Origin of the sequence: Subtercola boreus, from assembly GCF_003399645.1 — a bacterium.
GTDB classification, from domain to species: Bacteria; Actinomycetota; Actinomycetes; order Actinomycetales; family Microbacteriaceae; genus Subtercola; species Subtercola boreus_A.
The window spans coordinates 1-12076 of the sequence record NZ_NBXD01000029.1 but is presented as its reverse complement, the minus strand read 5'-3'; the positions used below and the strand labels follow the sequence as shown (position 1 = coordinate 12076).

14 protein-coding genes are annotated in these 12076 nt (G+C 69.1%); 8 read left to right on the top strand and 6 right to left on the bottom strand.

Annotation, left to right across the window (positions count from 1 at the left end; translation table 11 throughout):
* The first annotated feature begins 53 nt into the window (after window positions 1-53).
* Window positions 54-398, top strand: coding sequence for an epoxide hydrolase N-terminal domain-containing protein (locus B7R24_RS18165; RefSeq protein WP_253259514.1), 345 nt, complete (start codon window positions 54-56; stop codon window positions 396-398).
* Between the two features lie 15 nt (window positions 399-413).
* On the top strand, window positions 414-1208 hold the full coding sequence (locus B7R24_RS14250; protein WP_253259515.1) for an alpha/beta fold hydrolase: 795 nt from the start codon (window positions 414-416) through the stop codon (window positions 1206-1208).
* Window positions 1209-1238: 30 nt separating this feature from the next.
* Here B7R24_RS14250 and B7R24_RS14245 read toward each other — a convergent pair whose 3' ends face one another.
* The 4 genes from B7R24_RS14245 to B7R24_RS14230 are packed head-to-tail and all read right to left on the bottom strand — an operon-like array spanning window position 1239 to window position 4354.
* On the bottom strand, window positions 1239-2279 hold the full coding sequence (locus tag B7R24_RS14245) for a sulfate/molybdate ABC transporter ATP-binding protein (RefSeq protein WP_116419650.1): 1041 nt from the start codon (window positions 2277-2279) through the stop codon (window positions 1239-1241).
* A complete protein-coding gene (locus B7R24_RS14240; protein WP_116419649.1) occupies window positions 2276-3091 on the bottom strand; it encodes an ABC transporter permease in 816 nt (271 codons plus the stop codon). Before B7R24_RS14240 ends, B7R24_RS14245 begins: the two co-directional genes overlap by 4 nt.
* A 20-nt stretch (window positions 3092-3111) precedes the next feature.
* On the bottom strand, window positions 3112-3945 hold the full coding sequence (gene modA, locus B7R24_RS14235) for a molybdate ABC transporter substrate-binding protein (RefSeq protein WP_116419648.1): 834 nt from the start codon (window positions 3943-3945) through the stop codon (window positions 3112-3114).
* Window positions 3946-3949: 4 nt separating this feature from the next.
* Window positions 3950-4354 (bottom strand): TOBE domain-containing protein, encoded by a 405-nt coding sequence (locus B7R24_RS14230; RefSeq protein ID WP_116419647.1) that lies wholly within the window; start codon window positions 4352-4354, stop codon window positions 3950-3952.
* Window positions 4355-4486: 132 nt separating this feature from the next.
* Between B7R24_RS14230 and B7R24_RS14225 the strand changes: the two genes are divergently transcribed.
* Complete coding sequence (locus tag B7R24_RS14225; protein ID WP_116419646.1) at window positions 4487-5584, top strand: alkene reductase; 1098 nt, start codon at window positions 4487-4489, stop codon at window positions 5582-5584.
* Window positions 5585-5590: 6 nt separating this feature from the next.
* Here B7R24_RS14225 and B7R24_RS14220 read toward each other — a convergent pair whose 3' ends face one another.
* On the bottom strand, window positions 5591-6106 hold the full coding sequence (locus B7R24_RS14220) for a MarR family winged helix-turn-helix transcriptional regulator (RefSeq protein ID WP_172582876.1): 516 nt from the start codon (window positions 6104-6106) through the stop codon (window positions 5591-5593).
* Between the two features lie 94 nt (window positions 6107-6200).
* Complete coding sequence (locus tag B7R24_RS18460; protein ID WP_116419644.1) at window positions 6201-6332, bottom strand: pentapeptide repeat-containing protein; 132 nt, start codon at window positions 6330-6332, stop codon at window positions 6201-6203.
* A 17-nt stretch (window positions 6333-6349) separates the two neighbouring features.
* On the opposite strand from B7R24_RS18460, the gene B7R24_RS14210 reads away from it, so the two are divergent.
* The 5 genes from B7R24_RS14210 (at window position 6350) to B7R24_RS14185 (ending at window position 11930) form a co-directional block, all read left to right on the top strand.
* Window positions 6350-7321 (top strand): ring-cleaving dioxygenase, encoded by a 972-nt coding sequence (locus tag B7R24_RS14210; RefSeq protein ID WP_116419643.1) that lies wholly within the window; start codon window positions 6350-6352, stop codon window positions 7319-7321.
* A gap of 3 nt (window positions 7322-7324) precedes the next feature.
* On the top strand, window positions 7325-7948 hold the full coding sequence (locus B7R24_RS14205) for an alpha/beta hydrolase (protein WP_253259517.1): 624 nt from the start codon (window positions 7325-7327) through the stop codon (window positions 7946-7948).
* A gap of 26 nt (window positions 7949-7974) precedes the next feature.
* The gene (locus B7R24_RS14200) at window positions 7975-8466 is read left to right on the top strand and encodes an FBP domain-containing protein (protein WP_116419642.1); all 492 of its coding nucleotides are present in this window, start codon (window positions 7975-7977) and stop codon (window positions 8464-8466) included.
* A gap of 92 nt (window positions 8467-8558) precedes the next feature.
* On the top strand, window positions 8559-9428 hold the full coding sequence (locus tag B7R24_RS14195) for an oxidoreductase (RefSeq protein WP_116419641.1): 870 nt from the start codon (window positions 8559-8561) through the stop codon (window positions 9426-9428).
* 165 nt (window positions 9429-9593) lie between these two features.
* On the top strand, window positions 9594-11930 hold the full coding sequence (locus B7R24_RS14185; RefSeq protein WP_216364030.1) for a carboxypeptidase-like regulatory domain-containing protein: 2337 nt from the start codon (window positions 9594-9596) through the stop codon (window positions 11928-11930).
* Window positions 11931-12076: the final 146 nt, after the last annotated feature.

The following is a 12076-nucleotide window of genomic DNA, read 5'->3' as shown; positions in this document are numbered from 1 at the left end:
GCGGGCCGCCGGGCAGGGCCCAGCGGCCCGGGCGCCGGCGTAGCGTTGGCGTCATGCCAGCAGACGCACCACGGGTACAGCCGTTCGAGACCCGCGCCACCACGGAGCAGCTGGATGATCTGCGGCGCCGGCTCGCCGCGACCCGGTGGCCCGACGCCCCCGATGACGCGGGGTGGTCGCTCGGCACCGACACGGTCTACCTGCGCGAACTCGTGGCGTACTGGATCGACGGGTTCGACTGGCCGGCCGCAGAGCGGGAGCTCGCCCGTCTGCCCCGGTTTCGGGCCGAGGTCGGTGGTCGGGGCATCCACGTTGTGCATGCCCGCGCCGTCCGCTCCGAGCATCCGGCCCTGCCCCTGGTTCTCTGCCACGGCTGGCCCGACTCGTTCTGGCGGTAATCGAAGGTGGTCGGGATGCTCGCCGACCCCGGCGCGCACGGCGGCGACCCCGCCGACGCGTTCGACGTCATCGTGCCCGACATGCCCGGCTTCGGCTACTCCGACCGGCCGGTGGGGCGACCGCTGGACTCGCGTGACGTCGCCGCCCTCTGGGCCGAGCTGATGACGACGCTCGGCTACGACCGCTTCGTCGCGGCCGGCGGCGACATCGGCAGCCACGTCAGCCGGTACCTCGCCCTGAACTCTCCCGACCGGGTCACGGCCGTGCACAGGATGGATGCCGGACTGGCGGTGTTCGACGGCGACCGGTCACTGCTCTCTCCCGCCGAGCAGGCGTGGTTCGAGACGACCGCGGAATGGGCTCGCACCGAGGGTGCCTATGGGGCGCTGCACCGAACGAAGCCGCAGACCGTCGCGGCCGCTCTGAACGACTCCCCGGCGGGGCTCGCCGCGTGGATCGTCGAGAAGCTCCGCGCCTGGAGCGACGGCGACCTCTCCCGGGTCTACACGAAAGACGAGATCCTCACCAACATCACCATCTACTGGCTCACGGAGACCATCGGTTCGTCGATGCGCATGTACAACGCCAATGGCGCCATCCCACCCGCCGAGCTCATGCGGCGGGTGGAGGTGCCCTCGGGCTTCTCGCTCTTTCCCGGCGACATCTCCAGGCCGCCGAGGGAATGGATCGACAGGGTGGCGAACGCCGTCAGCGTCACAGAGCCCTCGCGCGGCGGGCACTTCGCCCCCTTCGAGCAGCCCGAGCTCTACGTCGAGGAGCTGCGGAGGTTCTTCCGTCCCTTCCGGTGACTGTCGACTACGAGAAGTGCTGTACCGCGCTCAGCGGGTCGCGCTGTACAGCACTGCATCCTCGGCCCTGAAAGCGAACCACGCGGTCGACCCGGCGCCGAGGTCGAGGTCGGCGGCGGTCGCGGGCGTCACATCGGCGGCCAGCGCTCCGGCCCGGAGTCGCACGAGGTCTCCGCGGGGCTCCACGTCGCTGATCCCGACGCGCAGGGCGTTCCCCGCACCGGCGGGGCGTGACGCCGACACGCGGATGCTCGACGGCCGGATCGCGAGGGTGCACGCACTGCCCGGCTCGAGGTCTTCGCCGCCAGCGATCCGGAGCTCGTCGCCGTCGGTGGTGCGCAGGCCTTCTGCGGTGCGGATGCCGTGCAGCACGCTCAGCCCGGCGATACCGGCGGTGAAGGGGTCGCGCGGCTGTTCGAGAACGCTGCGCGTCGGACCGTCGTCGACGATCCGACCGCCGTCGAGGACGATCACGCGGTCGGCGAGGGAGAACGCGTCGAGCACGTCGTGGGTGACGATGATCGCAGTGCGGTGCGCGAGCACCCGGCGGAGCATCGACCGGAGGGCGGGCGCGACGGCGACGTCGAGGGCCGCCATCGGTTCGTCGAGCAGCAGCAGGCGTGGTTCGGCGGCGAGGGCCCGGGCGACGGCGATGCGCTGGGCCTCCCCGCCCGAGAGTTCTCCCGGGCGGCGGTGCTCGAACCCCGCTGCGCCGACCTCGGCGAGCCAGGTGCGCGCGGTGGACCGCGCCGTTCTGCGCGAGGCACCCGAACTGCGGGGGCCGAAGGCGACATTCTCGAGCACGCTGAGGTGCGGGAACAGCAGGGCGTCCTGGGCCAGCAGCGCGACGTTCCGGGCATGCGGCGGGGTGGAGACGCCGGGCCCGAACAGCACTTCACCCTCCAGCTCGGCGTGCCCCGAGGCCGGTGCCAGTAGCCCGGCGATGAGGTTGACGAGTGTCGACTTTCCGGCGCCGTTCGGACCGAGCACGGCCAGGGTCTCGCCGTGCCGGAGCGTGAACGAGACGTCGAAGCGACGCTGGGGCAGGGCGGCGCTGAACGTGAGGGTCACGAGAGCGACCCTGCGCTGAATCGCCCGCGCACGCCGGCCTGATTGGCGAGCCCGACCACGAGGATGGCCACGGCGACCAGCACGAGCGCGAGTGCGACCGCCGCATCGGGATCGCTCTCGCGCTGCAGGTAGATCTCGAGCGGCAGGGTGCGGGTGACTCCCTGCAGACTGCCGGCGAAGGTGAGCGTCGCCCCGAACTCGCCCAGCGCCCGGGCGAACGACAGCACCGCGCCCGAGACGAGCGCCGGAAGAACGAGCGGCAGGGTGACGCGGCGCAACACGGTCGTCGGGCCGGCGCCGAGGGTGGCCGCGACCGCCTCGTACCGCGTACCGACCGTTCGGAGCGCGCCCTCGAGGCTCAGCACGAGGAACGGGAGCGCCACGAAGGTCTGCGCCAGGATGACGGCGGTGGTCGAGAACGCGATCTGGATGCCGAACAGGTTCATCGGCTCCTTCAGCAGACCCTGCCGTCCGAAGGTGTAGAGCAGTGCGATACCGCCCACCACCGGAGGCAGCACGAGGGGGAGCAGCACCAGTGCGCGCAGAATCCGTTGCCCCGGGAAGGCCGTACGGGCCAGCACCAGCGCCATCGGTACCCCGAACACCACGCAGAGCACCGTCGCGACCGCCGAGGTGCGAAGACTGAGCAGCAGAGCATCCACCGACGACTCGGAGGTGATGAGCGGGATGAACTGGCCCCAGTTGACGCGCACGACGATCGCCACCAGCGGCAGCACCACGAAGAGGGCGCCGACGGTCGCGATCGCCAGCACCCAGAGGGGAACGCGCGCGTGACCCGGGGAATGCTTCATTCGCTGATCGACTCCGTGGATCAGGGTGCGCCGAACCCGGCGGCCGACAGCACGGCCTGGCCCTCGGTTCCGGTCACGTAGTCGACGAAGGCCTGGGCGAGGCCGGCACTCTTCGTCGCCGAGAGCGCTGCGATGGGGTAGGTGTTGACCGCCGTGCCCGATTCGTCGAACGGCACGCCCTGGACGGCGTCGCCGGCGCCCTGGACATCGGTGACGTAGACGAGGCCGGCATCCGCCTCGCCCGAACTCACCTTGCCGAGCACATCGGTGACGGCCGACTCTTCGCTCACCGCGGGGATGGTCACTCCCGTCGCCGTCTCGATGGTCACGGTGGCGGCGCCGCAGGGCACGACCGGCGCACAGATGACGGTCTTGACGCCGGGATTCGCGAGGTCGGCGAAGCTCGTGACCCCGGCCGGGTTGCCGGGAGGGGTGGCGATCTCGAGCACGTTCGTCGCGAAGTTCACCGGGGTGCCGCTGACGAGTCTCGCGTCGGTGAGTTTGGTCATGTTCTTCGTGTCGGCCGAGGCGAAGACGTCGGCGGGCGCGCCGCCGGTGATCTGCGTCACGAGGTCAGACGAACCGGCGAAGCTGAAGGTGACGGTCGTTCCCGGGTTGGCGGTTTCGAACTCCGTGCCCAGCTGGGTGAAGGTGGCCTTGAGGGATGCTGCGGCGAACACCGTGATCGTTCCCTCGGGGGCGGTGGCCCGGGAGGCGGTGGGTGTGCTGGCCGAGGTGGCACCGGATGCCTGCGGGCCGGGTGCCGAGGAGCCTCCGGCCGAGCATGCCGCAGCCCCGGTGACGACGGCTGCAGCCACCAGGAGCAGAGTGAACGAGCGAGCAGTGGTTCTCATGGCTTCAGGCCTTTCCGGGCGGGGTCTCGACGATGACCGTCGTGGCTTTCACGACGGCGACGGCAATGGAGCCGAGCTCGAGGCCGAGCTCCCGAACGGCCTCGCTCGACATGAGCGACACGACGCGGTGCGGGCCGCACTGCAGCTCGACCTGGGCCATCACCGTGTCCAGGGTGATGGCCGTGACGAGGCCCACGAAGCGATTGCGGGCCGACCTCCCGATCCCGGAGGGGTCATCGGGCAGCACGGCGTTCCGCCCGGCCAGCTGTGCCAGCGCAAGCCCCTCGACCACCGAGCGGCCGGAGTCGTCGCGGCTGCTCTCCAGCGTGCCGTTGTCGATCCACCGCCGCACCGTGTCGTCGCTGACCCCGAGGTAGAGCGCTGCATCCCGAATCCGAATCTGCGTCATGAGGCCCAGTATATTTCCGCACTCGCGGATTCATACGCCCCACCTGTCAATCCGGCACGAGTCGGGAATGGACAGGAAGCGGTGATGTTGGACTGAGAGGCTGCGAACGGCAGCCCGCTCGAAAGGACACCCGTGGATCTCTTCTCCCCTCTCGCACTCGGCGACCTCGCGCTCGCCAACCGTCTCGTCATGGCGCCGCTCACGCGCACCCGGTCGGGAGCATCCGGTGTGCCGAACGATCTCAACGTGGAGCACTACAGCCAGCGGGCGAGTGCCGGCCTCATCATCACCGAGGGCACCTACCCCAGTGCCGAGTCGCGCTCCTACCCGGGCCAGCCCGGCATCGTGACCGATGAGCAGGAGGCCGGCTGGAAGCGGGTCGCCGCGGCCGTGCACGCCAAGGGCGGCACACTCGTCATGCAGGTCATGAACGGCGGACGGGTCTCGCACACCGACATCACCGGCACCGAGCGCATCGTCGCCCCGAGCGCGATCGCCATCGAGGGCGAGGTTCACGTGCCCGAGGGCAAGAAGCCGTTCCCCGTTCCGCACGACCTGACGACCGACGAGCTCGCCGTGGTGCGTGCCGAGTTCGTCGAGGCATCACGCCGCGCGATCCGCGCCGGGCTCGACGGTGTCGAACTGCACTCCGCGAACGGGTACCTGCTGCACCAGTTCCTCTCGCCGGTCTCCAACCAGCGCACAGACGGGTTCGGCGGAAGCCCCGAGAACCGCATCCGTTTCGTGGTCTCGGTGGTCGAGGCCGTGGCCGAGGCGATCGGTGCGGGCCGTGTCGGCATCCGTCTCTCGCCCTCGCACAACATCCAGGACGTGCTCGAGACCGAGGACGACGATGTGCGTTCGACCTACCGTGGGCTCATCGAGGCCATCGCGCCGCTCGGGCTCGCGTTCGTCAGCGTGCTGCACGCCGATCCGACCGGCGAATTCGTTCAGGATCTGCGCACCCGTTTCGGCGGTGGCTTCATCGTGAACAGCGGTTTCAGCCACATGACGACCCGCGAAGAGGCGACCATGCTGGTCGAGGGCGACTTCGCCGACGCCGTGGCGGTCGGGCGCGCGATCATCGCGAATCCCGACCTCGTCGAACGCTGGCAGGGGGAGCACCCGGAGAACGAGCTCGACCCGTCGACCCTCTACGGTTCCACTGCCGACGGCTACACCGACTACCCGACCCTCGCCGAGGTGGCGCGCGAGGAGAGTGCGGCCTAGGCCCCTCTAGCGGCGCTCATCCGGGGACTCCAGGGCGCGTTGCGCCGAGCCGATGGCTTCGGTCGCCCGGATGAGCACGCTGGTCATCTTCGGCGCCTTCGTGTCGCCTGCGGTGATGATCGTGCGGGCGAGATCGAGGTAGTGGTCGCCGACCCAGGCGAAGGCCGACGCTCCGTGTGGAGTGAGCTCCAGGTGGACGCTTCGTCGGTCTGTCGGGTTCGGGGTGCGGTGCACGAACTCCAGTTTCTCGAGCCGGTCGATCAGCGCTGTCGTTGCACCGGTGGTGAACCGGAGGTTCGCCGCCAGGTTCTTGGGCGTGGTCGTGCCCTCGTCGGCCACGAACGTGAACGCGTCGTACTCGGTGTGCGTCAGGCCGAAATGGTCGGCGAAGCGGGTTCGAAGCCTCCGGTGCTCGATGTCGAGCTGGTTGAGTGCAAGCGCGAACTCCGTCACGTCGGATTCGCGGACGGGTCGAGTTCGGGGCTTGAGGGTCGTGATGGTGTCCTCATTGAGCAGAGCCATAGGTGCGAGCCTTAATCTTCCGCCGTGAAGGAGGGAGAAAAAGCGATGCCAAATCATATCCTCAGAGCGTTGAGGGGCAACACCCTGATGACGCTCAATTCCACCGGAAAAGTTCGACGGGAATAGTCTCCGGATCTATGCGTTTGCATAAATAGCAACCGCTCAGACAGCAACCGCTCAGACAGCAACCGCTCAGACAGCAACCGCTCAGACACAAGCCGCTCAGAGAACGAGGAGTTCAGGATGCCCGCCACCACATCAGGTCTGCACCACGTCACCGCGATCGGCGGCGACCCCCAGCAGAACATCGACTTCTACATTCAGGGGCTCGGGCTCCGACTCGTGAAGAAGACGGTCAACTTCGACTCACCCAGCACCTATCACCTCTATTACGGCGACGACGCGGGCACACCCGGTTCGCTGATGACATTCTTCCCCTGGCAGGGTGTGCGGCCCGGGCGAATCGGCGCGGGTCAGTCGACGACGACGGCATTCTCCGTTCCCGCAGGCTCCCTGGGCTGGTGGAGCAGCCACTTCGCTGAACTCGGAGTGGGCTCCACGATCACCACGGAGAACTCCTCGGAGGAGAGGCTCTCCCTGCGCGACCCCGACGGCCTGCAACTCGATCTCGTGGCATCGTCGGTCACCGACCCGCGCACGCCGTGGGATTCGGCATCCGTTCCCGCCGAGTACGCCGTGCGCGGCCAGCACTCGTCGGTGCTCACGGTCAACGACCCGGCCGGTACGGCCCGGGTGCTCACCGAGGAGCTCGGTCTGACCCTCGTCTCCGAGCAGGGCGATCGCCTGCGCTTCGCCGCGGGCACCGAGTCGGCGGGCCACATCGTCGACGTGATCGCCGACCCCCGCGCCCAGGCGGGTCTGACCGCCGGCGGCACCGTGCACCACATCGCGTTCCGCGTGCCCGACGGCGAGACGCAGCAGCTCTGGCGCTCGCAGCTCGTCGACCACGGCTTCGAGGTCACCGAGATTCTCGACCGGCAGTACTTCACCTCGATCTACTTCCGTGAGCCCGGGGGAGTGCTCTTCGAGATCGCGACCGACACCCCCGGCTTCGACATCGACGAGCCGCTGCTCGAACTCGGTCGGAGCCTCCGCCTGCCACCGTGGCTCGAACCCTCGCGGGAGGCGATCGAGCGTTCCGTGGTTCCGGTGACACTGCCGCACGAGAACAACCCCGGGATCGCCGAGGCGTAGGCGGTGGCCACCACCGATCTCGCCGCCTGGCCGCACCTCTACTCCGAGGGCTCCGGCCCGGTGCTGCTGATGCTGCACGGCACCGGGAGCAGTGAGTCGCAGATCGCCGGGCTCGCTGAACAGCTCGACCCGAGTGCCGCCGTTCTCGCTCCCCGCGGCCGCGTCAGCGAGAACGGTGCCACCCGCTGGTTCCGGCGGCGTGCCGAGGGCGTCTTCGACGTCGACGACGTGATCGTGCGGGCCGCCGAGCTCGCTCGGTTCGTCGGCTGGGCAGCGACCGAGTACGGGCTGCTCGAGCGCCCTCTCACGGCAGTCGGGTTCTCCAACGGGGCCAACATCGCGCTCGCCCTCGCCATCCAGCACCCCACGACGCTCTCCCGCGCCATCGCCTTCTCGGGAATGTACCCACTCGGCGATCGTGACATCACGACCGACCTGACTGCGACATCCGTTCTCCTGCTCAACGGGCGCGACGACCAGATGGCGCCCGCAGCATCCGTCGACCGCCTCGAGACCCAGCTCAAAGCCCACGGTTCGCGCGTCGAACGGGTCACCCGCGCCGGCGGCCACGGCATAACCGAAGGCGAGCTGGCCGCCGCGCAAGGGTGGTTGGGGCGTACACTCTAGGGCTTGACCGATTGGCGAAACATCACATGCTCCCCCTGAGCGAAGAAATTCTGCGCGCCTCCTTCGTGAACGCGTCCCGCCGAGAACTGAACGACGTCACCCTGCCGGCGGGATTCGCCGACCTCGACTTCGACAGGCTCGACTACCTCGGCTGGCGTGACCCGAGGATGCCGCGCCGCGGCCTGCTCGTCGTGCCGGTCGAGGGCGAGCCGGTCGGCGTCATCCTGAAGCAGGCCGAGGCGTCGCCGCGCAGCCGCGCGCAGTGCGCCTGGTGCCAGGACGTCACCCTGCCCAACGACGTCGTGCTCTACAGCGCGAAGCGGGCGGGCGCGGCCGGACGGAACGGAAACACCATCGGCACGCTCCTCTGCGCGAACTTCGAATGCTCGGCGAACGTGCGGAAGCTGCCACCGATGGCCTACATCGGCTTCGACGCCGAGGCGGCGAGGGAGCGCCGCATCTCTGTGCTCCGGGAGCACGCGTCGGCGTTCGCGGCCGACGTGCGCCTCGGCGCCTGAGGCGGCCTGGCCTGAGGCGGCCTGGCCTGAGGCGGTAGCATTCACCCCCCGCCGGGCGCGCACGCGGCGTTCGGTCACACGAAAGGAAACCCATGACATCCGCACCCCTCGCCGGAGGCACAGTCACCCTGGCCGACGATCTCACCCTCACTCGCGTCGGATACGGCGCGATGCAGCTCGCCGGCCCGCACGTCTTCGGGCCGCCCGCCGACCGCGCCGAGGCCGTCGCCGTGTTGCGCACGGTCGTCGAGCTGGGCATCACGCACATCGACACCTCCGACTTCTACGGCCCGTTCGTCACGAACGAGATCATCCGCGAGGCCCTGCACCCGTACCCGGCCGACCTGCATCTCGTCACCAAGGTCGGATCGCTCCGGGACGCCGAGGGCGGCTGGCCCCAGGCGCGGTCGCGTGACCAACTGCGCAAGGCGGTGCACGACAACCTCGGCCGCCTCGGCCTCGACGTGCTCGATGTCGTCAACCTGCGCGTCGGTGGGTTCGACCGCCCGACCCCCGGTTCGCTCGCGGAACCCTTCACCGCCCTCGCCGAGCTGCAGCAGGAGGGGCTCATCCGCCACCTCGGGGTGAGCACGGTCGACACCGACCAGATCGTCGAAGCGCGCTCGATCGCTCCCGTCGTGACGGTGCAGAACTTTTACAACATCGCGAACCGGGAGGACGACGCGCTCATCGACACGCTGGCGGCCGAGGGCATCGCGTACGTGCCGTACTTCCCGCTGGGCGGGTTCACCCCGCTGCAGTCCGACACCCTCGGCGAGGTCGCGGCCGAACTCGGAGCATCGCCGATGGCTGTCGCGCTGGCGTGGCTGCTGCAGCGCTCGCCGAACATCCTTCTCATTCCGGGTACCTCGTCGGTCGCCCACCTGCGTGAGAACGTTGCGGGCGCCGCCCTCGTCCTGCCGACGTCGGCCGTCGCACGACTCGATGCGATCGGCGGCTGAGCGGCAGCGGTGAACCGGTGAGTCGGGCGCTCTGTTGACGCTGTCTTCGAGGACTGACAGAGTTGCAGCGCCGGACGACGATCGCCCGGGGTATTGAAGGGCACATCGATGTTCTCAGCGCGTGATGGTCGCTATGGCTCGCGAACGAAAGGTGCGGCCGTCATAATGGCCGCGGTGGCCGCGGCCACGCTGGTGCTGGGCGGGATGATCGGGGTCGGATCGGCGGCCGCCGGTACGCCCGTGCCAACAGCCGCGGCCACGGTCGCGCCCACCCCTGGCCCGACGCCCACCCTTGCTCCGGCGCCCACCCCTGCTCCGACACCAACCTCTGCGCCGACGCCCACCCCTGCTCCGACATCGACTCCCGCGCCCACCTCCGCTCCGGCGGAGCCGGCCACGCCTGCCCCGACACCGGCGCCCGCGCCCGCAGAACGCGCCCCCGCAGCATCCACCGTGCCCTTCACCTCGAGCCCCTCACCGACCATCGCCGGGTCGGCCACCGTCGGGTCGACCCTGACCGCCGCCACGGGCACCTGGGTTCCCGAGGTTCCCTTCTTCAAATACACCTGGTTCTCGGGTGGGGTGAAGGTCGTCAGCGAGATCACGTCGAACTATCTCGTGCGGGCCACCGACAGCGGCAAGAAGATCACCGTCACCGTGACGGCAGCCCGGCCGGGGTACACGACGACGTTCAGGTCGAGCCAGGCGACCCCCACCGTGAGTGGTACCGGCACGCCCCTGCCGGCCTACTCGACGGCGCCCCAGCCGGTCGTGACCGGCACGGCCAAGGTCGGCCAGACCCTCACAGCGACCGTCGGTACCTGGAAGCCCGCTCTCAGCACCTACTCGTACTGGTGGTCGGCGAATGGTGAACGCCTCACGGATGCCGGCGACTACACGCTGCTGCTCGCACCCGAGACAGCAGGCAAGACCATCACCTTCACCGTGCAGGCCCTCAACCCCGGGTACGACCAGACCGTGCGCGTGAGCGTGCCGACGGCCCCGGTCGCGGCCGGCACTTCGATCGTCAAGGCCACCAACGTACTGATCCTCGGGTCGGGCATGGTCGGTGAACAGCTCACCGCCGTCGTGGGATTCTGGCAGCCCGCGCCCGTCTCGTTCACCTACCAGTGGTCGGTTGCCGGCAAACGCATCGACAACACGACCACCACCTACACCCCGACCGTCGCCGACCTCGGCAAGACGGTCTCGGTCACCGTCGTCGGCAGTCATCCGGGCTCGGTCAGCGCGACCCGCACCGACACGCTGAAGACCCCGGTCTACACGACCGGGGTGGTCACGGGCATGGTCTACGAGGCGGGCAACCCGAAGACCCCGATCGTTGCGGGGTACGCAGAACTCTGGGCCCCACAGCAGTCGCCAGACGACCCGCCCTTCCTCGCGCAGATCACCGAGATCGTCAACGGGTCGTACACCTTCGGCGCCGTGCCGCCGGGCAAGTGGGCGCTGCAGGCGTCCTCGACAGCCACCGGTGCCCGGGCGTTCTACGGTGGTGTGGGCGCGGCCGAAGACAGCCCGCCCCTCACCGTGCGGAGCGCCCAGACCACGACGAGGAACTTCACGCTGCCCGACTTCGGGAGCCTCTCCGGCACGCTGACCCTCGGCGGCCCCGCCCAGTCGTTCACGGACTTCGAGGTCTATGCGACGTCATCCACCGCAACCGCCTATGCGACAGTTGCCGCCGACGGAACCTTCACGATTCAGAACCTCATCCCCGGCACCTACACACTGGTGTTCAAGTCCTATGACTTCAGCGGCACCAGCCACTACTCGACCCAGAGTTACACCACCGGCTTCAGCAAGACACCCACGCCCATCCGGGTCGCTCCGGGCACGGACGTCACCGGAATCGCCTTCGCCATGAAACCGGCCGGCCTTGTCAGCGGCGTCGTCACCGACCGGGCGACGGGCAGACCGGTCGTCGGTGCGGCGGTCGTCGCGTACGGCCCGCTCTACGGAACGGTGCAGCGGGTGAAGACCGTCCGCACCGGCGCCGACGGGCGTTTCCAGTTCACCTCCCTCGAGGAGATGACCTATGCCCTGCTCGTCGAACCGGTGAATGGATCGGGTCTTGCCTCCCAATGGGTGGGCGGAACCTCCTACACCACTGCCACAAAGGTCCCGGTGACGAACGGTGGTAGCTACCCGGGCCTGAACGCATCCCTCGTCGTGCAGGCCGTCATCACCGGGGTGGTCAGCGCAAAGGACACCGGCGCGGTGTTCCCGTATGCCTTCGTGCTGCTGCACCCGGTCGACGCCGAGCTGGCCCAGCGTGGTTACAACCTCACGGTCGACTCGTCGGGCCACTTCACCTTCGCCGGCCTGCCGGCGGGCGACTACACGATCGAGTACCTTCCCCGCCAGGAACCCTACGAGCCGGGTACCTACGGTTCGCCCGAGACCCCCGGCGGTCGCATCATCACCGTAACTCCCGGCCAGACCGTCACCCTGAACCTCCAGGCGGACCGTCGCGCCTACTGACCCGGCTTTCGCTCGAGCGACGGCGAAAGCCCCCGGCCGGTGTGGTCGGGGGCTTTCGGTTGCTGTGGTGTGGGTGGTGCGGGGGTGTTACTTGGTGTTGACGGTGATTTTTGCGACGCCGACGAGGAGGCCTTCCTTGACGGCGG